This window comes from Shewanella pealeana ATCC 700345 (assembly GCF_000018285.1).
GTDB lineage: Bacteria > Pseudomonadota > Gammaproteobacteria > Enterobacterales > Shewanellaceae > Shewanella > Shewanella pealeana.
Window position 1 is genome coordinate 4,769,768 of sequence record NC_009901.1, and the last position, 19,552, is coordinate 4,789,319.

Genomic DNA, 19,552 nt, shown 5'->3' on the forward strand with positions numbered 1-19,552 from the left:
TAAACAAAGCAATATTAAACAACAACTTAATAACAAATAGTTCTGGACTCTGCCTAAAATATAGCCTAAATTAAAACTGTGACAAAGATCACTATTTCATAAAAAGGAACCTACTATGAGAAAAACAATTACTCATGCAGTACTGTTAGGCGCTGGATTATTATTCTCAACCGCTAGTGTTGCGGCAATGAGTCCGATTGCAGCTTGTAATGACTGCTCAAAGCAAGAAACTGAGCAAACTGCAAAAAATCTTCAAGATAGCAGCGTATACGTTGTGGATTTTGTGAATCTTACTGCACAGAAATTTGTTACCGATAAGCAGGGTGTAACCCTACTTAGCAAGCTTTCAATTGGTGAGCTTAACCGCATCAACCAGAAGTATGATTACCGAAAAGTTCACTTAAGAGCCGTTCAGCCTTAAGCTCTTTGATTTCGCTACAGGCTACCAGCCTGTAGCGGTAATTTTTATATCCCCTTAACAGCTGTAATTAAGTTTTCAATATCAGCCATATCATTATAGATATGCGGTGACACCCGAATACCTTCACTACGCAGATCCACACTCACATTAGCCCGCTGCAAAGCCGCCATTACCTGTTGCTGCTTAGCACCGAAATCCAAGATCATCGTGCCGCTGCGCCTTGATTCTTGCATGGGCGACACGAACGCCTCCCCCAGCTGCTCAGCCACAGCATCGATTAAGCGCTGATTATGCGAACGCAGTTTATGGGAACCGATATCGGTAAAATAACCTATGCTATGGGCCGCTATGGCATAGGGCGCAATCGATGGTGTGCCGCCCCAAAACTTAAGCGCCGTCGGATGATAACGAAAGTGATGAATATCAAACTCGAAAGGATTTTCGTGGCTGAACCAGCCCACATCTTTAGGCTGACAGCCCTCAATATGCTTCGAGTTCACCCACAAGTAAGCAGACCCTGGCCCGCCACAAAGCCATTTTACGCTCGACCCTATCATAAAGTCTGGCTGTAGATGACCTAAGTCTAGCGGCACTATGCCAGCAGATTGCGCTACATCGATAAGCGTTAGCGCAGCCTTAGACTTTGCAGCCTCGACGATGTCATTGACTGGTGCCAACTGCCCGGTGTTGGAATAGACATGACTGACAAATACCAAATCCACATCAGCCTTGATATGGGACTGCCAAACGGCGGGATCGGTAATATCGAGTGACTTAGGAATAAATCGCAACACGCAGCCTTGTGGCAGCGCTTTTTTCAGCGCAAACCCCATGCTGGGAAAATCGATCTCACTCATAAGTACCACGGCATTTTTATCGCCAAGTGCATCTAGCGACATAACCAGTTTTGTCAGTGCACTGGAGAGATTCACCTGAGGACAAAACTCTTCGACCCGGCCATTAAATAATTTAGCCAGATTAAGACAGAAGAGATCGACGACCTTTAGCCACTGCTGCCAAGGCTCGACGTTAGAGTCTTGCCAAGGTGCAAAAAACTGCTGAGCAAGAACCTGTTCGGCGCTCTTCAGTGGCCTGCCAACGGAGTGATTAAGCAGATAACTGCCGCTTGCTAAGCTAAAGTCTGCTTTGAAGTCCTGCATACTATTACGCCTCCATACTCGCGAGCAGCGATTGAATATCTTCATAGCGAGTACGAATATCACTGCGCTTAGCTGCGGCTCGTCTATCACGCAACTTCTCTAATGAATTAAGCAGCACATCCAAAGGTGGGCCACTCGCAGTCACCTTAGACATATGTTGCTGCTCCATGGTTTTCGAGGGCTGGGCGATATATTTAGCCACCAGCTCATTATGATGCTGAATGGCCGTCTCACCATGCAGGGCACACACCTCTAAAAATAGCTTCACGTTCTGCTGATACCAAGGCTCTGCACTGAAGTGGCTCAAGTTAAGTAACTCATCCATAAAACTAGTGCGGCGCATACAGTCACGTAATATGGCCTGATCTTCAGGCATCATATAGAGAAACTTATCCACCAACATCTGTGAGTAGCCTGGCTCATTTGCGCTGCATAAGCCCAGTAACATATCGATGACGTTAATACCGGCAAAGTCACCTGCATTGGCGCCGCGATAGATCTGACTCCCCACGCGATAAGGTTTGTAATAGGGTCTGACACAATAGAAGAAGTCATCGGCATCGAGTCGTTGAAACAGCACGCGATTCGACTCTATTACATCCCGCAGCGCGCGCTTAGCGACTAGTAGCAGATCATAGGCAATCGGATGGTCTATGCCTAATGGCTGGATCTTTAATAGCGCATCGGCGGCGCGTTTATAGGCCAATATGCCTTTGGTGTTGTAGTCGACAAATAACTGCTCGGCATCTAAATCGGTGAAGCGCTTATACAAACCTTGATGTGCACGGTTATGGGTGGTGAGGTGAGCGGTAGCAAATCTTGGGGTCACGCCAATAGACGCACCGATATGCATCGCGAGGGCTGAGGCTTCGGTAAGCGGTGAGACTCTCTCCCTAGAGGGCTCTGTGATCTCGTGTCTGCGACAGGCCGCCATATACAGGCCCACATTACCAAGCAGATCAAACGCATGATCAAAACCTTCGTCGGTATTCCCTTCTGCAAGCAAACAGGCAATAAGCTCGCGCCCTTCAGACTCAAGCTGAAATTTTAGATCTTCTCCCACCCCTTCAACATTCGCACGGTCAGCCTGCTGGGCGTAAAGGGATTCTAATTTACTGTTGAGCTCAACAAAGCGAGTACGGATCCAATGATCGAACGCTTGAGTATTACCCGTCATCTGCAGGTCCTTATTGTTATTTTGAAGATGAACCGATTCTAGTTAGCCTAGCAGCATACGTTCGGTGTAAATCATTAAATTAGCTCCGATAACTTTCAATTTAGATCGAAATCCCCTATAAAAAGCTTAGTTAATATTGATTTTCACCATAAGAATAAAAGGTTGTATCTATGGATAATAAGGATCGCAATATACTCGCCATATTGCAGCGCCAGGGCCGAATCGCAATTAGTGAGCTCGCAGCCAGACTCAACATGTCTGATACCCCCTGCCTGCGTCGGGTGAGAAAACTCGAGCAGACTGGCGTGATCAGTGGCTATGGGGCGCAAATCGATCCCAAAGAAGTAGGATTAAACGTGGTGGTTTACGCCTTCGTGCGTTTAAAAGAAAACTCAGATCAATATGCCATCCTCTTCGAAGAAAGCATGGAGAATTTAGAGCAGGTAATGGAGTGCTCCGTAGTAACAGGCGCCCATGACTATTTATTAAAAATCGTCGCCAGCGATCTACTCAGCTATGAAAGCTTCGTTAAAAAGTCGCTTGGCAGTCTAAACTGTATCGCGGGGATCGAATCGACCGTGGTGTTAAAGCAAAACTTCTCACGTAACACCTTACCCCTATAGTCATTTAAGTCAGGTGGCTAAATACGTGCTGTTTATGAACCCACTCAAGTGAGATAATTCAATCACTAGGCCTTAAGTAACAGCACTATGATCCACACAAGCATCCATACAAGAATTCACACAAGAGTCGGCTGATAGAGTCGACAGGCAGGAAAGATCATGTACAGCTTCGATTATTACAACCCAACTCATATCTGTTTCGGTGAAGGCAAGATTGCCGAACTCGATAACTTAGTCCCACCGGACGCAAAAGTCTTAGTGCTTTTTGGCGGCAACAGCGCCAGAAGCACAGGCACACTCGACGAGGTAAAAGCTGCGCTTAAGCAACGTAATGTCGTGGAATTTGGTGGAATCGAGGCGAATCCGACCTACGAAACCTTGATGCAAGCGGTCGAGGTGGTAAAACAGCAAAATATCGACTTTCTACTAGCTGTCGGTGGCGGCTCGGTTATCGATGGCACTAAGTTTGTCGCGGCGGCTACGCTCTTTGAAGGCGAGCCATGGGATATCCTATTAAGCTGGGGTGCAAACGTCACCCAGGCGATGCCCTTCGGTACAGTATTAACCTTGCCTGCTACCGGCTCAGAGATGAACAGTGCCAGCGTCGTCACTCGTAAATCGTTACAGGCAAAACTGTCTTTTATGAGTAACCATGTCTTTCCAAAATTCTCAGTATTGGATCCAAGCAAAACCTTCACCTTACCTGAGCGTCAAGTGGCTAACGGCGTAGTCGATGCCTTTATCCATATTACAGAGCAATATCTAAACTACCCAGTTAATGCACCAGTGCAAGACAGATTTGCCGAAGGCCTACTGCAAACATTAATCGAGTTAGGGCCAAAAGCTTTAAGCGAGCCAAAAGATTTCGACGTGCGCGCAAACCTTATGTGGGTGGCGGCCATGGCACTGAGTGGCGTAATCGGTAAAGGAGTACCACACGACTGGGCAACGCATATGATAGGCCATGAGATCACCGTGCTTTATGGTGTCGACCATGCCCGAACTATTGCAATGATTTTGCCTGGCATGCTCGATGTACGCCGTGAGGGTAAGCAAGAGAAGCTATTGCAATATGCCGATCGCGTCTGGGGCATTAACCAGGGTAGCAAGGATGAGATCATCGATGAAGCTATCGAAAAGACCCGTGAATTTTTCGAGGCCATGGGGATCAAGACACGCTTATCGGATTACGATTTAGATAGCAGCAGTATCAATGAGATAATTAATAAACTTGAAGCCCACGGCATGACAGCACTGGGTGAAAAGCAAGATGTCGATCTTGCCATGAGCCGTAAAATTTTAGAACGTAACCTATAAATCTACATTATCACCAAGATAAAAACTGTATAAGAGACCTCAGCTAGCTAACCGGTGTATCTCGCTTGTTAGCTGGCAAATCAACAGATAAAAAGGACAACAATATGAACGTATTAATGGTACTGACTTCACATGACAAACTTGGCGACACAGGCCTAAAAACTGGCTTTTGGCTCGAAGAGTTCGCCAGTCCTTTTTATCGCTTTAAAGACTGTGGCTTTACTATCACGCTAGCCTCTCCTGCTGGCGGCCAACCACCGCTAGATCCAAGCAGTGAACAGCCGGACTTCCAAACTGCTGCCACCGAACGCTTTAATCAAGATGGACAAGCCAAGCAACAACTGGCAACAACCAAAGTCTTGGCAGAAATAAACCAAGCCGATTACGACGCTATCTTCTATCCTGGTGGTCATGGGCCGCTCTGGGATCTCACTAATGATGTCCACTCTATCGCATTAATAGAAGCCTTCTACCAAGCACAAAAGCCTGTGGGGCTTGTTTGCCACGCACCTGGGGCGCTTAAAAATGTCAAAGCGGCCGATGGCACGCCTCTAGTCGCAGGTAAACGAGTAACGGGCTTTACCAACAGTGAAGAATCAGCAGTGCAGCTAACCGAAATAGTACCTTTCCTCGTTGAAGATATGCTGCAACAAAATGGGGCGCTATACAGTAAAGGAGATGACTGGAGCAGCTACCTAGCCGTGGATGGCAACCTTATCACAGGCCAAAATCCAGCATCTTCTGAAGCCGTCGCCAATGAGATCATTAAGCAGTTCAAGTAGAACAGTACCCGAGTATTGCGACTTACGCTAAGCAATTAGGCCAAATGCTTAGCGTATTAAAACAGACGATATTGAAGCTCCATGGCTGCTTTTGTCTTAAGCTAACCGTTATATGACCCCGGCTACTATATGACCCCGGCTAGGCTAACGTTTTAACTATTTGAGTAATTTACACTTATAGCTGTGATCAAAGAACTGCACGCTTGCTTCGCCCTGATGCTCCCAAAACTCAAAGTTACGCCCTAGGTATTTAGCGCCACTGCCACTGCGTACATTGGTCGCTAACAGTTGCTGATCGCCCATTTTCTCACTCGAAAAGGTAAATACCGCCGTAACAGGATCCACTTGGGTATAAAAAACAGCGCTTATCTGTGGTCGATTACCACAATCAAAAACTGCTGTGCTAGAAGGCTCAATTAAACGACCTTGAATTTGCAACTCAATAAGGCGGATTTGGTAATTATCTAGCGTGCACTGACGTACATCCTGCGCCTTCCAGCAATCATTACGCCCCTTAATCCAACCTCTTTGTGTCGCCTTAGGCTGCGCGGACGGCGGAATATTTACCATGGCTTGTTGGTATACCTGAGCCATCTCTCTATCTAACTTAGCTAACTCTGCGTCATCACAAATCAGGGTTTCAACTTTCCCTTGTGCCTTTGCGCAATCGAAACTCGGAGTAATCGTTGCGTGAGTCTCGTCCTTAACAGGCTGATCTTTCGTTGCCTCCGTTTTTTGATCCGCCACAGTACTGCAGGCTGTCAGTAAGATTAGCCAGCTTGTAAAAATGTATTTATGCATCAGCTTTCCTCTCTCGCTACTCTCTGTTTATCTTTTTATTCGCTTTTACCGCTATTCGAGCTTGTGGCAATTAACCACAGTCAGTGAGATCTAACTCGACACTAGGGAGTACGCCCATCTGGGTAACATTACTATCATTTTCGGTAAAGTAATACAGGTAGCAGCGGTCGTTATTAAGGTTGTTACCATGAGGGAAGATGACGAAACCGCGGCCCACTGTCACAGTGGTATAACCTTAAACATAGCAAATTTTCACCTGCCGCACTTTCGTCTTATTTCATCAAACATAAAGTCGATGCTTTTCTATAGAAAAACAGCTACTCTTCGAGTGATTACAACCCCGTAACAAAGGACGTCACGATGCGTGCAGGCTTAGTTTTACTACTGTTATTGGTCGCAACCTTGGCACATGCCACCGTTTATAAATGGGTCGATGAAAATGGCAAGGTTCATTTCTCTGACAAGCCGGTAAAGAATGCCGAAGTTGTCGAGCTCAATGAAAACACCCAAAACAGTATCAAATTGCCCGATCCGATCGTCTTACCTAGTCTTAACACCCCTGCCGATAGCGATAAAGCCAGTTACAAACTTAATATCGCCTCTCCCAGTGAAGAAGAGACGATCCGCAGTAACGAAGGCAAGATAACCCTTATCGCTAATAGTGATCCGCAGCTGTCATCAGCCCACGAATTCGTGCTCTATATGGATGGTCAGCAGCTAGGAAGCGCGCAGAAAAGTGGCCAGTTCAAACTCAGCGATATCGATCGCGGCGAACACAGCTTTGTTATTAAGGTATTGAGCAAAAACGGCAAACAACTTGCAGCAACTCCTCCAAGGAAGGTATTTCTTCATCGGACGAGCTTAAATCAACCTAAAGCTATTAGGCCTCAGCCTAGAAGCAATTAGTAAAAACCTTTGAATATAAAAACTTAGGATTACTTTGACTTAGTCTACATTCCGATGACCTTCTATTGCGCACTGCACCATTTCGGTGCAACATAGTGGTGTAATCGACTGAAATGCCCAAACTGGTGCATTTGCATAATTCGGAGTAGCTGATGGATACAAATTTATTGCTCAATCATTTAGTAACGGCGGTGCTCGTTATCAATGAAGAGCTTGAGTTACTCTATGTCAATACTGCTACCGAGCAATTGCTCGGTGTCGGCAGCAACCGACTCACAGAGCAACCCTTACCCGAGCACTATCAGTTACTCGGCGTCGACCCTCAAGTCCTAAAGCTCGCCATCTGCGACGGCCAAGGCCTGAGCATCAATACCGTGCCTTTAGTGACCATAGATGGCCAGCACCATACCGTCGATGTCACCCTGACACCGCTTGAACAAGAAAAGAATCTAGCCCTGATTGAGCTTCGCCAAGTCGATCAACAGCGACGCATTCACCAACAGTTAACCCAAGATGCTCAGCAGCAAGCGGCGCAATACTTAGTGCGTAATCTTGCTCATGAGATTAAGAATCCATTGGGTGGATTACGCGGCGCGGCGCAGCTATTGTCTCGCGAACTAAAAGACCCCGAGCTCAACGAATTTACCGATCTTATTATCGAGCAGGCCGACAGACTGCGTAACTTAGTCGACCGCTTACTCGGCCCACAGAAGCCGACCCAGCATAGCCTTTACAATATTCATGAAGTGATCCAAAAGGTGCTCAAGCTGGTAAATGTTACCCTGCCTGACAATATTGAATTGACCCAAGATTACGACCCATCCATCCCTGATATCGAGATGGATCCGGATCAACTGCAGCAGACCATTCTTAATATCGTACAAAACGCGGTACAAGCCTTAGAGCCAAGCGGCGGTCATATTCGCCTAAAGACCCGTACTCAACATCAAGTCACCATAGGTACCAAGCGCCACAAGTTGGTGCTTATGCTGTCGGTGATAGACGACGGCCCGGGCATTCAACCTGAGCTTATGGATACTTTGTTTTATCCTATGGTCACAGGCCGAGAACAAGGCTCTGGATTGGGCTTATCCATCGCCCATAACTTTGCCCGCTTGCACGGTGGTCGCATCGATTGTGACTCAACAGTCGGCCACACAGAATTTACCATTACCCTACCCATCAATAATTAATAAGAGGAAAACACTCGATGACAGAACAAGTTTGGATCCTCGACGACGATAGTTCGATACGTTGGGTACTAGAAAAAGCACTACAGAGCGCCAAATTTAGCAGCGCAAGCTTTGCCGCAGCGGAATCCTTATGGCAAGCCTTAGAGACGGCGCAGCCTCAGGTGATAGTGTCAGACATTCGTATGCCTGGCACCGATGGTTTAACGCTATTAGAGCGCCTGCAAAACCATTACCCGCATATTCCGGTTATCATCATGACGGCGCATTCCGATCTCGACAGCGCGGTAAGTGCCTATCAAGCGGGCGCCTTTGAGTATCTGCCTAAGCCTTTCGATATCGATGAAGCGATATCCTTAGTCGACCGCGCCCTGACTCACGCCAAAGAGCAGTCTTCGACCATCACGACCGAAGAGCCGATAGTCGCCACGCCAGAGATCATCGGCGAAGCCCCTGCCATGCAGGAGGTCTTTAGGGCCATTGGCCGCCTTTCTCGCTCATCCATTAGTGTATTGATTAATGGCCAATCTGGTACGGGTAAAGAGCTGGTTGCTAGCGCGCTGCATAAACACAGCCCACGCAAGGGTAAACCCTTTATTGCCATCAACATGGCGGCAATCCCTAAAGACTTAATTGAATCTGAGCTATTTGGCCATGAAAAAGGTGCCTTTACTGGCGCCGGTAGCGTGCGCCAAGGCCGCTTCGAGCAAGCCAATGGCGGTACCTTATTTCTAGATGAAATTGGCGATATGCCTCTCGATGTTCAGACCCGATTATTGCGGGTATTGGCCGATGGCCAGTTCTATCGCGTCGGCGGCCATTCACCAGTGCAGGTGGATGTGCGCATCATAGCCGCAACCCACCAAAACCTTGAGCAACGGGTACATCAGGGAGGTTTTCGTGAAGATCTGTTCCACCGTTTAAACGTCATTCGGGTACACCTGCCACCACTATCTCAACGTCGAGAGGATATCCCACAACTGGCACGTCACTTCCTGGTAATCGCCGCCAAAGAGATAGGCGTTGAGCCCAAGGTGCTGACCAAAGAAACTGCCAATAAGCTGTCACAACTCCCCTGGCCCGGCAACGTGCGCCAACTTGAAAACACCTGCCGCTGGTTAACTGTCATGGCCTCGGGGCAGGAGATCTTGCCACTGGACTTGCCACCTGAGCTACTGCAAGAACCTAAGCTGAGCCATGCTCAAAGCAGTGACTGTGATGACTGGCAAGGCGCATTAAAGCTGTTTATCGATCAACGCCTCAGTGACGGCGATAGCGATCTGCTTACCGAAGTGCAGCCAGCCTTCGAGCGCATCTTACTCGAAACCGCCCTTAAACATACCAATGGCCATAAGCAAGAAGCGGCTAAACGCCTAGGCTGGGGACGTAATACTCTAACCCGTAAATTAAAAGAGCTAGAAATGGATTAGAGGCCCTTCAATAGCGACTGAAAAAAAGGAGAGCCACAGGCTCTCCTTTTTTGCTTATACGCAAACCGCTACACGGGATCTTGGTGAATAATCACCTCCGAGTCGACAAACTCTTGCCGCACTCGCTCGGAGGTTTCAACGGCAATTTTATGAGCCTCATGTAAGCTCAAATCGCCATCCAGTTCTAGGTGGAACTGAATAAACATCGTCTTACCCGACTCACGAGTACGTAAGTCGTGGATGCCTCTCACCTGAGGATCGTACTTGGCAATTTCAGCGATTTTCTCTCGGGTCTCATCATCAAGCTCTCTATCTAATAGCGACTGCACCGAGCGGTAAGCTAATCCAATCGCTTGCTGGCCAATAAATAGCGCGATAAGCACGGCAAACAGACCATCGGCCCACCACCAGCCATATTGAGACAGGATAAGCGCCAGTAATACAGCGGCATTCAAAAATAGGTCCGACTTATAATGCAGCGAGTCAGCCTCAACCACAGTACTCGATGTCGCCGCTAAAGCTCTTTTCTGAAGCATCACTAGGGCAAAGGTCAGCACAATCGCGATAACCGAGACAATCACACCCAAGGTGGCATGTTTTACCTCTACCGGATTAATCAATCGCTCGCCACCGTGGAAAAACAGCAAAAATGCGGAGCCTAGAATAAAGGCCGATTGCGCCAACGACGCTAGAGGCTCGGCTTTACCGTGACCATAACGATGTTCCTGATCGGCGGGCACGATGGCATAACGAATCGCAATGAAATTGACGATTGAGGCCAAGGCATCGGCAAAAGAGTCGGTCAAAGATGCCAACATACTGGCCGAGCCAGAATACATCCATGCCGCAAGCTTGATGATAATAAGGGTTAAGGCTGTCGCAACCGCTGCACGGCTGGCCAACTTAACCCAGAAATCGTATTGGGAAGTGTCATTCATAAAATCTGTTTACTGATAAAGTAAGGGAAACACAGATCCTAAGTTTATAACAACTTGAGGGAAAATCGGATGATTTCCCTCAAGTTACTACCAATCAATCTAATAGAGTAAACCTATTAGGCTCAAGTTAGATTGAAAGGTATTCAAAGCACTGGCTAATTATCTTTTATGATGCTTAGCAAAACGCTGTTTAAATTTCTCTTGCTGCTCTGGTGTTAGCAACTGATACGCTTGGTTTTGTAACTTAATAATACCGACAGCCTTCTGTTGACGCGCCTCTTGCTTAGCGGCTAATGCCTGCTTCACATCAGCTTCGCTAAAGTTAGTCGTGGTAATAAAGTCTAGCATCTGCTGTTTTTGTGCAGCGCGTGCTTCTTTAGAAGGACGATCCTGTTTCATCTCGTCACGATGAGCACTAAATAGCGCTTTCATCTCAGTCTTCTGCTCATCGGTTAAGTCTAAACCGCGGAACATCTTGCGCATGTCATTATGACCAGCACGCTCACCTTTCATCTGGTGATGACCGTTTTTACCGTCGTGGGAGCCGTGGTTATTTTCACCGGCACTAACACCAGCGGTTAATAATGCTGTGCTGGCCACTATGGCAAGCAAACCTGCTTTTAACGTATTCTTTTTCATCATGGTAGCCTCATTTAAATTTGCTCAGCACTGCTAAGCTTGATTTGACGCTTATCAGTTTAGTCCGCTCAATGTAATGTTGGGTTTAGTTAGCGTAAAACTCTGTAAAGCAATTTAAATAAAGCCGTTCCATGCCTGGCTAGTGGGATCTTTACGTTGAATTACACTCCTAAACCGCAATTGACATCAAACAGGGTATACTCACCGCAGTAAAGGTAGAGTAAAAGGGTAAATATGAGCCGTATATTATTGGTAGATGATGACTTAGGTCTATCTGAGTTGCTTGCACAACTGCTGGAACTTGAAGGTTTCAAACTGACACTCGCCCATGATGGTCAGTCGGGACTCGATCTTGCTATTGAGCAACAATTCGATCTCATTTTACTCGATGTTATGCTGCCAAAGCTCAATGGCTTCGAGGTGTTACGCGCACTTCGCAGTAAAAAGCAGACTCCAGTATTGATGCTCACCGCCCGCGGTGATGAAATCGATCGCGTTGTCGGCTTAGAGATTGGCGCCGACGATTACCTGCCTAAACCGTTTAACGACAGAGAACTCGTGGCGCGTATTCGAGCCATTATCCGCCGCACTCATATACAACCGAGTGAAGCCCCTCAGGCTATACACCAGTATGGTGACATCCATTTAGATCCCGCTCGTCAGGAAGTGCACTGCCAAGATCAGCTCATCATACTCACAGGAACCGAATTCAGTCTGCTGTTTGAACTGGTTAAAAATGCCGGCGAGCTCGCGAGTAAAGAGGCCCTAAGCGAAAAGGTGCTAGGCAAAAAATTAATGCCTTTCGACCGCAGCTTAGACATGCACCTTTCTAACCTGCGTAAGAAGATGCCAGAGCGTGATGATGGCCGCCCTCGAGTGAAAACTATTCGTGGTAAAGGCTACATTTGGTTACCTTAAATGCAGCTAACAAAAACCCCCAACAATATATTCGTCAAGCTACTGCTGGGTTTTTGGCTGTGTAGCTCCTTGATCATAGCCCTTATCGGCATGCTGCCGTTATTACAGCAAAACCATGATCAATCTGCGATTCCAGCTCCGTTAGAACGTTTACTGGAAAAAAGTGCCAAACGCATCAGCCAAAACCCACAAATTCTTAATTCAGACAAGCTCACCCATTGGAGTCGCTTTAAAGAATTCAAAGGTCGCCCTGCCCGCATCTACTTAGTCGACGAATACGGTAAGGTGCTCAATAGCCATAAGTCATCACGTTCACTGAGGCGCTTTATGCTGATGGCCGATGAAGCGGGCCATCCAATTAAACATCAATTTAGGGATGAGCTGATTTTCGGCCCTTATAACTTTGAGATAAAAGGTAAGCCTTACAGCCTATACGGCCGCTTACCAGAACATCATCCAAGGCCTTGGTTCTTCTTCTTTATCGACAATAAGATCCTCACATTGAGCATTGCCATTATCTTATCTGGCCTGCTCTGCGGACTATTTGCCTGGCATCTCGGTAAGCCGTTGCGCTCACTAAAGCGCAGCGCCGATGCACTCGCAGCTGGCGACTTAAGCAGCCGTGTTGATATGGCAACAGCCCTGCGTAACGACGAAGTTGGCCAATTAGCTCAAGCCTTTAATGGCATGGCTAACTCGGTTGAAGATATGGTTAACAGCCAGCAGAGGTTGATTAGCGATATCTCTCATGAGCTGCGCACCCCGCTAACAAGGCTCAAGCTCTCTTTGGCACTGAGTCGTAAGAAGGGGCAAGAAACACCAGAGATGAAGCGAATTGAGTATGAAGCCGATCAACTCGAGCAGATGATTGCCGAGCTGTTAGAGCTGTCTAGGGTGAAGCTCAATGCCAACGAGAATAAACGCAGTCTTGAGCTGGCCGAAACCTTAAGCCAAGTCTTGGACGATGCCGATTTCGAAGCGCAGCAACAGCAAAAGCAGCTGCATATCGATATCGATGAATCTATCGTGATACCGCTTTACCCTAGGCCCTTATCTAGAGCGGTAGAGAACCTGCTCAGAAATGCGATTCGTTACGCCAATACCCAAGTCTCAATTCAAGCCATGGCCAGTGCCAGTGCCAGCGGCGTGCAGATTGAGATTATCGATGATGGCCCAGGCATTAGCGACGAAGCCGACTTAGAAGCGATATTCAAGCCTTTCTATCGACCACAATCGGCGCGAGAACGGGAGTCTGGCGGCTGGGGGTTAGGTTTGGCGATTGCCAAGGCGGCAATTCAAGCCCATCAAGGCAAGATCACCGCAGTCAATCAACAACCTAGCGGATTAAAGATCAACATTCACTTGCCTCAAAAGTAAGCGCTCTGCCAGCATCTAAGCTGCGTTTGCCGCAGGCTCAAGCCGGGCAAGCCAGCTGGCATAGTCCGCCAGCTTTGGAATGCGCTTATCTGAGTGCCCCATCAACTGGGTTAGCGCATAACTAAATTGGTAGTACAGGCTGGCGTCGTCATACTGCTTACCCGCATCATCACAATTAATCAGTGCGCCGCGTAGGTAATTACCCACTAGCTCGGCACGATTAAAGCCTTCGACCACACCGACGGCCTTTATCAGCTCCCTGTTCCAGCGAATATACTCGCCATAGATCTGTTCAAATGCGGCTCGATTTTCATCGGTCACCTGCTGTAGCAGCTCAGAATTGGGCATCACACGGGAGATGATAAAGCGATCATATAGCAGATCGTCTCGCAGGCCCCAGCAATGATGCATCAGAAATCGAGTCAAGTAATCAGCGTACAGCGCGTCATCGATGGCCGCTCTCTCTAGACGTTTTCTGTAATGAGCCGTCGCAACCGCCACCACCAGATCCGCCTCAGTAGGAAAGTGATTATAGATGGTGCCCTTAGAGATCTGGCTCGCCTCAACTAGGTGGGAGCGGCGCAGATCGAAGCTCTTATGGCCTCGCAAGCAACGCTCGGCGATATCGGTTAAGTAGCTCTCTCGCTGCTGCCAATTACTCATGTCGACCTCTTCACAAATCTAACAATCAGTTGAAATTCAGTTCACATTGATAAGGTAGCAGCCTAGGAGCAGAGCGGGTATTGAGTAATACTGATACCACTATGAATAAACTCAATAGCCCATGTTAAAAATCGAACTATTAGAAAGCTTCATTGCCGTTGTTGAGTGTGGAAACCTTTCCAAAGCGGCAGATAAGCTCTGTCGCACCCAGTCGACAATAAGTTTGCAAATCAAGAAGCTAGAAGAAAGTGTGGGTAAACCTTTGCTGTTGCGAGACAACAAAGGCGTCACTTTGACTGAATCAGGCAAGACGCTACTTAACTACGCCTATAAGATGCTACAGCTCAGTTCTCAAGCAATTGATGAGCTAAAAGATTGTCAAAATCGTGAAGTGATACGTCTAGGGGTACCGACCGACTACATCAATCGCTATCTTGGCAGCTTCTTACTAGAGTTTATTCGTGAGTTTACTTGTATCGAATTAGTCATAGATACCGATGTTAGTGGCAACCTCTATAAACGGCTGCATAACGGCGAGTTTGATGTGATTGTGGCAACCCACTGGCAAACACCGGCGGCTGGCCACGGCGAGTTACTGTTTGAGCGCCGCTTTCACTGGGTGGCGGCCAAAGGCGGCAGCGCCCATAAACGTGAAACCGTACCTATGGCGCTTTATCCAGAGAATTGTCCTATTCGCGCCCAAGTTTTTGCTAACCACCAGATCTCTATGCGTCCAATGAGTGTTTTGCTATCGACGCCATCTCCAACCGCCATGTGCATGGCGGTGGAAAATGACTTAGTGATCGCGCCCATCGCCGAATTCCGCATTAACGATAAGATGCAGATCATCGATCCGATTGAGCATAACATTCCACCACTGCCCACCTTCAACGAATCTCTGTACCTCAACCCAGAGACTCAAACGGCAGCGACTAACCAGCTAATCAACCTGATCAAGGCCAATGTGCAAGGGCTAGGTGAAGCCAACCAAGCCAATAAGATGAGTTAATTGGATTTGCTAGATTAAGTAAAAGATCCACCTTCTGAAGAGGGTGGCTTTGCCCATCTGTTATAAAGCAGACTCCCTAAAAGGGAGCTTTCCTACCGTGCGTTAACAAGACGCCGTAAATATATCCCTATAGGCTCTACTAAATCATCCCTGATTTAGAAGCTTGTACCGCACTATTAGCAAAGCTCACGTATCACTTGAGTTAATAAGCTATGTTTAAATGAACTTATAAGCCGTGTATCACATGGATGCTAAGCTTGCCTCCATGGACACTTTCTTTTCAAACAAAAGTCGGCGTGCTTATAAGTCGTTAAACATTGCCTTTATCCGCAATGCCATTGAACGTACTTCAGGCAGAGCCTAATTGATGATAACGGCCCCTACTGAAGTAGGTAGTTTAGGGCTAAAATTAAAAATGCCAACGAAGTCGTTGGCATTTTTCTATCTAATTTTAATCAGCTTACTAGCACTACCATTTAACTTTAGTTAAATCACATTGAATCACTTCACCGCGCTTAGCTGGCGTTCCAGGGTTTGCAGCTGATTCGCAAAGTAAGGTTGTACCATAATCATTACGGGTATCATGAGCGTTACTACGCGCCCAAACAGAGACAATGGCACGCTCTTCAGGCTTGGCTTCACAGCTACCATCAATCTCAAATGCATGAATGGTATTTTGGTGAAAATAGATCAGTGCATCTTGCTCGCTGCTACCAGATAACCACATAGTTTGTGAATTATGCTGACCTTCATCAAACTGCACTCGACGCATGGTGTCGTCTTCTTTAACCGTGGTAATCAATGGCGAATCTTCACGAATCGCCATGGTTTTAAACTGATTAGTACAGGCTGGCACACGCATGTTGTAGTACATTTCTGACACAGCATGATTATGGAACGGATATAGAGTATCCACTGCTTGCACAGTCATACCCACTTCAGCCCCTACCTTTTCGCCATTGATTTCATCAATACGCAATAGGCCCCAGTGACCGAAAATCTCGGCGTAGGCATAACCACCACGAATATTGTCAAAGTTCTTATCGTTACGCTTACTTTCTTCAGCGTACATAGGGAACCAGCCTGCTGTGGCCCAAAGATTTGGCAGAGAGTTTGCGCTGATGTCGTAAGGGAATACAGCTGGCATCTTCACTTCATCACCTGTCACCATCTTGTAGAAGTTCTTAGTAAGGCTATTACCGTACTCTTTAACCTCTTTATTTGTCACTTTCTCATCGAAAAACTCTTCAAAAGTAGTGCGTTTAAAATGCTGGGCTACTGGCGAGTGCTGCTCAAGTTCTCCACCTGGGCTATAAATCCAGCTTACATCTTCACGAGCGCCGAAACATTTTTTAGCTTCATCGGCATTATTAAGCACTTGATAGATATTTTTTACCATCAACTTCATATCGCGGCGATCCATCACGCACATGTTCTGGCCACCTTCGGTAGAATCTACCATCGCCGTGTCAGAGTTCAAACAACCACTATTTTGGTCATTGGTTAGCGCTGCGGCATAAGCACGTAAATAGGTCAAAGTTTCATCCCATAATATATCGATATACTTTTGATCTTCACCGCTATATTTAGGCGACTCGCCTAAACATTGGAATTGAGCATTATTAATATCATTAGCATCTAAAAAGTCAGGCAGTTCAGCTGCAGCCAGTCCATTTGATGCCAGTAAACATCCCAGTAGTATTTGGTATTTCATTATCATCACCCTATATTTGATTTTTATAAAACAGCTTATTAATTAAAATGATATAGGTGGAATTAATTCCAAAAATCTACCTCATCGAGACTTATAGCTTAATCCTCTTACCTGAGTCACAATAACAAGATAAATAGCCGCAAATTTAGATTATAAAGCTTGCAAACCAAATGCTTACAAGCAAAAAAGACCACTAGCGTGGTCTTTTTAAATTGCAGGATTTTATAAAGTAATGCTAAGAGATGAAGTTTAGCTATTACCCTTTAATGAACGACTAGCTTACTCTTTGTGCTTGTCATACTTAAATGTATGACAGTTGCTACAGATTGGCTTTTTAGCTTCGTGCTCACCATGACACTCAATACATGGCAGCTCTTTACCATAGTGCAAGTTGTTGTGTGGGTTTTGCCACTTATCTTCTTCACTACGTGCCGATTGCTCAGCTAAGTCATCAACATCGTGACACTGTAGACAAGCCTGATCTGATGGGTAATTTTTCATACCTTGGTCATGGCAGGCTTTACAGTCTTTACCGATCACTTCTTTGTGGTAGTCACGCTGTTCAATTGCTTGTGCAGACAAGCTAACTAATCCGGCTAAGACTAGGCCAAGCATCAATTTACATTTTTTCATTTGTCAGTCCTCTCGTAGGCCAGTTAGCTTATGCTTGCATCATAGTGCGGGCTGCGGTCATGCCCATCACCATACACTCAGGAATAGAGCAGCTACCTAAGCGGCTAACGCCGTGAATACCACCACATACTTCACCCGCTGCGTACAGACCAGGAATTGACTGACCCGTTAGGCTGTCTTTCACTTCGGCTTTAGTATTGATCTGCACACCGCCTTGGCAGTAATGTACTTTTGGCCACAAGCGAACCACTGTAAATGGCGCCTTGATGTACTTGCCCTTAGCTTCGGTCATGTTTTTACCAAACTGAGGGTCGTTCTGCGTTTTAACGTATTCGTTATATTCAGCAATTTGCTGCTTAAGTGGCGCCACTGGCACTTCAAAGTGCTTGGCTAACTCTTCAATTGAGTCAAACTTCCAACCCACATTGTACTTAAGCACTTTCTTAGTATTTGGGTGCTTTTTCGAGTCTTCATAACTGGTGATAAGAATTGGAGGTAATGGATTACCTTGTGCATCACGGCAGTTCAACTCAGCATCGGCACGGGTCTTACGATCAGCGATTTCGTTCATGAAACGCTTACCGCTTAAACGGTCAATCGCGATTGAATGCGGGAAGTTGTAGATAGAGTAGTTAGACACATAACCAAAACCACCTTCATCAGGTGATGCCCAAGGGCCAGACTGGAGATGTGCTAGGTGGACAGGAACCGCACCTAAACGGAACATTTCAAACATACCTTCACCAGTAGCGCCTGGTGCATTGGTACAACCTACTTCAGCTGTTAGGGTTGGATCTTGAGCCATACGCATATTAACGTTTTGCGCAAAACCACCTGTCGCCATAATCACGCCGCGCTTAGCTTTAATACGTACTAATTCGCCAGATTCAGGCTTGTCGAAGTAATAGCCTTCACGCATTTTAACGCCAACTACGCCACCTTTTTCATCTAAGATGAAGCCGTCGAACTTAGCGCGGTTATGGGTGTGAACGCCTATTTTGCGACATTCTTGCAGTAACGGCTGAGTAATACCGGCACCACAGCTCACTGTAGTTTGATAAGTACGCGCAACTGAGTGGCCACCAAGTTGTTGTAGGTAAGGGTGATATTCAGAGCCAGCATCTAAAGTCATCTGCAATGCTTCGACAGCGTGCTCAGCAACATGGCGAAGTAGCGCCTCATCGGCAATACCACGGCCTGCCGCTAGCTGATCGGCAACCATAGTGGCGACAGAGTCCTTAACACCCTCTTGCTTTTGCATTGGCGTATCAGGAGCCGCAAACAGGCCACCGTTAATGGCTGAGTTGCCACCAAAGTAAGACATTTTTTCAAAGATATGAACGTCTTTTGCGCCTTTGCGTGTCGCTTCAATTGCAGCAGCCAATCCAGCAAAACCTGAACCGATAATTAGGACTTCAACTTCTTTGTCCCATTTAACGCCATTTGCACTTTCAGAAACGGCCATAGCTGGTGCGGCGATTGCCACCCCTGCAGCTGCGCCAATTCCTTTAATGAAATTACGGCGTCCTAGCAGATCTTTATTGCTCATCTGTCATCACCCTATTAGTTTTTATTAGACGCAAGAATGATAAGACTGGAACCGATTCCAAAACGGGAGTTAAGCAGCTATTTACTAGATACAATAAAACAACATATCTGAACTAAAACCTAGCTCTAATGTTTGCGTTTTTTATTACTTTGGAGGTATTTTGGAACTCATTCCAAATGCAGAGCAAGTGCAAATTCTTTAGTGATAACTGCATATAAAACACTAACCTATAGCAAGCCAACGTGTTTTGATGGCTAGCCCGCCCATCCCTTTATAGGCTAAATTTATCGGCCAATAATCTATGA

The 19,552-nt window shown here is 46.6% G+C and carries 20 protein-coding genes; 10 read left to right on the top strand and 10 right to left on the bottom strand.

The window, feature by feature from the left end; all coding sequences use genetic code 11:
* Nucleotides 1-115: 115 nt before the first annotated feature.
* Nucleotides 116-421 carry a hypothetical protein gene (locus SPEA_RS20590; protein WP_012157112.1) on the top strand — a complete coding sequence of 102 codons (306 nt, stop codon included), beginning with the start codon at nucleotides 116-118 and terminating at the stop codon, nucleotides 419-421.
* A gap of 44 nt (nucleotides 422-465) precedes the next feature.
* Here the strand turns inward: SPEA_RS20590 and SPEA_RS20595 are convergent, their stop codons facing one another.
* Entirely contained in the window at nucleotides 466-1,581 is a 1,116-nt protein-coding gene (locus SPEA_RS20595; RefSeq protein WP_012157113.1) for an aminotransferase class V-fold PLP-dependent enzyme, read from the bottom strand.
* Nucleotides 1,582-1,585: 4 nt separating this feature from the next.
* Nucleotides 1,586-2,758 (bottom strand): PrnB family protein, encoded by a 1,173-nt coding sequence (locus SPEA_RS20600; RefSeq protein ID WP_012157114.1) that lies wholly within the window; start codon nucleotides 2,756-2,758, stop codon nucleotides 1,586-1,588.
* Between the two features lie 170 nt (nucleotides 2,759-2,928).
* On the opposite strand from SPEA_RS20600, the gene SPEA_RS20605 reads away from it, so the two are divergent.
* From SPEA_RS20605 to SPEA_RS20615, 3 genes are all read left to right on the top strand, one after another.
* Nucleotides 2,929-3,381 (top strand): Lrp/AsnC family transcriptional regulator, encoded by a 453-nt coding sequence (locus SPEA_RS20605; RefSeq protein WP_012157115.1) that lies wholly within the window; start codon nucleotides 2,929-2,931, stop codon nucleotides 3,379-3,381.
* Between the two features lie 159 nt (nucleotides 3,382-3,540).
* A complete protein-coding gene (locus tag SPEA_RS20610; protein ID WP_012157116.1) occupies nucleotides 3,541-4,698 on the top strand; it encodes an iron-containing alcohol dehydrogenase in 1,158 nt (385 codons plus the stop codon).
* A gap of 104 nt (nucleotides 4,699-4,802) precedes the next feature.
* Nucleotides 4,803-5,480, top strand: coding sequence for a type 1 glutamine amidotransferase domain-containing protein (locus SPEA_RS20615; protein ID WP_012157117.1), 678 nt, complete (start codon nucleotides 4,803-4,805; stop codon nucleotides 5,478-5,480).
* A gap of 156 nt (nucleotides 5,481-5,636) precedes the next feature.
* Here SPEA_RS20615 and SPEA_RS20620 read toward each other — a convergent pair whose 3' ends face one another.
* Complete coding sequence (locus tag SPEA_RS20620; RefSeq protein WP_012157118.1) at nucleotides 5,637-6,281, bottom strand: MliC family protein; 645 nt, start codon at nucleotides 6,279-6,281, stop codon at nucleotides 5,637-5,639.
* A 70-nt stretch (nucleotides 6,282-6,351) separates the two neighbouring features.
* Complete coding sequence (locus SPEA_RS23310) at nucleotides 6,352-6,504, bottom strand: hypothetical protein (protein WP_190272085.1); 153 nt, start codon at nucleotides 6,502-6,504, stop codon at nucleotides 6,352-6,354.
* Nucleotides 6,505-6,641: 137 nt separating this feature from the next.
* On the opposite strand from SPEA_RS23310, the gene SPEA_RS20625 reads away from it, so the two are divergent.
* The 3 genes from SPEA_RS20625 (at nucleotide 6,642) to glnG (ending at nucleotide 9,807) form a co-directional block, all read left to right on the top strand.
* On the top strand, nucleotides 6,642-7,187 hold the full coding sequence (locus tag SPEA_RS20625) for a DUF4124 domain-containing protein (protein WP_012157119.1): 546 nt from the start codon (nucleotides 6,642-6,644) through the stop codon (nucleotides 7,185-7,187).
* A gap of 152 nt (nucleotides 7,188-7,339) precedes the next feature.
* Nucleotides 7,340-8,380: a nitrogen regulation protein NR(II) gene (glnL, locus tag SPEA_RS20630; protein WP_012157120.1), complete on the top strand. Its 1,041-nt coding sequence runs from the start codon at nucleotides 7,340-7,342 to the stop codon at nucleotides 8,378-8,380.
* A gap of 17 nt (nucleotides 8,381-8,397) precedes the next feature.
* On the top strand, nucleotides 8,398-9,807 hold the full coding sequence (glnG, locus tag SPEA_RS20635) for a nitrogen regulation protein NR(I) (RefSeq protein WP_012157121.1): 1,410 nt from the start codon (nucleotides 8,398-8,400) through the stop codon (nucleotides 9,805-9,807).
* A gap of 68 nt (nucleotides 9,808-9,875) precedes the next feature.
* Here glnG and fieF read toward each other — a convergent pair whose 3' ends face one another.
* Together fieF and SPEA_RS20645 are read right to left on the bottom strand one after the other, a co-directional pair.
* Nucleotides 9,876-10,745: a cation efflux pump FieF gene (fieF, locus tag SPEA_RS20640; RefSeq protein WP_012157122.1), complete on the bottom strand. Its 870-nt coding sequence runs from the start codon at nucleotides 10,743-10,745 to the stop codon at nucleotides 9,876-9,878.
* 159 nt (nucleotides 10,746-10,904) lie between these two features.
* Complete coding sequence (locus SPEA_RS20645; protein ID WP_012157123.1) at nucleotides 10,905-11,387, bottom strand: Spy/CpxP family protein refolding chaperone; 483 nt, start codon at nucleotides 11,385-11,387, stop codon at nucleotides 10,905-10,907.
* Nucleotides 11,388-11,618: 231 nt separating this feature from the next.
* On the opposite strand from SPEA_RS20645, the gene SPEA_RS20650 reads away from it, so the two are divergent.
* Nucleotides 11,619-12,302, top strand: a complete 684-nt coding sequence (locus tag SPEA_RS20650; RefSeq protein ID WP_012157124.1) for a response regulator — start codon at nucleotides 11,619-11,621, stop codon at nucleotides 12,300-12,302.
* A complete protein-coding gene (locus tag SPEA_RS20655; protein WP_012157125.1) occupies nucleotides 12,303-13,679 on the top strand; it encodes an ATP-binding protein in 1,377 nt (458 codons plus the stop codon).
* A 15-nt stretch (nucleotides 13,680-13,694) separates the two neighbouring features.
* On the opposite strand, the gene SPEA_RS20660 is transcribed toward SPEA_RS20655, so the two are convergent.
* Nucleotides 13,695-14,342, bottom strand: a complete 648-nt coding sequence (locus SPEA_RS20660; RefSeq protein ID WP_012157126.1) for a TetR/AcrR family transcriptional regulator — start codon at nucleotides 14,340-14,342, stop codon at nucleotides 13,695-13,697.
* Between the two features lie 121 nt (nucleotides 14,343-14,463).
* Between SPEA_RS20660 and SPEA_RS20665 the strand changes: the two genes are divergently transcribed.
* Nucleotides 14,464-15,351 (top strand): LysR family transcriptional regulator, encoded by an 888-nt coding sequence (locus SPEA_RS20665; RefSeq protein ID WP_012157127.1) that lies wholly within the window; start codon nucleotides 14,464-14,466, stop codon nucleotides 15,349-15,351.
* A gap of 469 nt (nucleotides 15,352-15,820) precedes the next feature.
* On the opposite strand, the gene dddY is transcribed toward SPEA_RS20665, so the two are convergent.
* The 3 genes from dddY to ardA all read right to left on the bottom strand — a co-directional run bounded on the left by dddY (nucleotide 15,821) and on the right by ardA (nucleotide 19,247).
* The gene (gene dddY / locus SPEA_RS20670; protein WP_012157128.1) at nucleotides 15,821-17,065 is read right to left on the bottom strand and encodes a dimethylsulfoniopropionate lyase DddY; all 1,245 of its coding nucleotides are present in this window, start codon (nucleotides 17,063-17,065) and stop codon (nucleotides 15,821-15,823) included.
* Between the two features lie 279 nt (nucleotides 17,066-17,344).
* Nucleotides 17,345-17,698 (bottom strand): acrylate reductase cytochrome subunit ArdB, encoded by a 354-nt coding sequence (gene ardB / locus SPEA_RS20675; protein ID WP_012157129.1) that lies wholly within the window; start codon nucleotides 17,696-17,698, stop codon nucleotides 17,345-17,347.
* 28 nt (nucleotides 17,699-17,726) lie between these two features.
* Nucleotides 17,727-19,247 carry an acrylate reductase flavoprotein subunit ArdA gene (gene ardA / locus SPEA_RS20680; RefSeq protein ID WP_012157130.1) on the bottom strand — a complete coding sequence of 507 codons (1,521 nt, stop codon included), beginning with the start codon at nucleotides 19,245-19,247 and terminating at the stop codon, nucleotides 17,727-17,729.
* Nucleotides 19,248-19,552 lie beyond the last annotated feature (305 nt).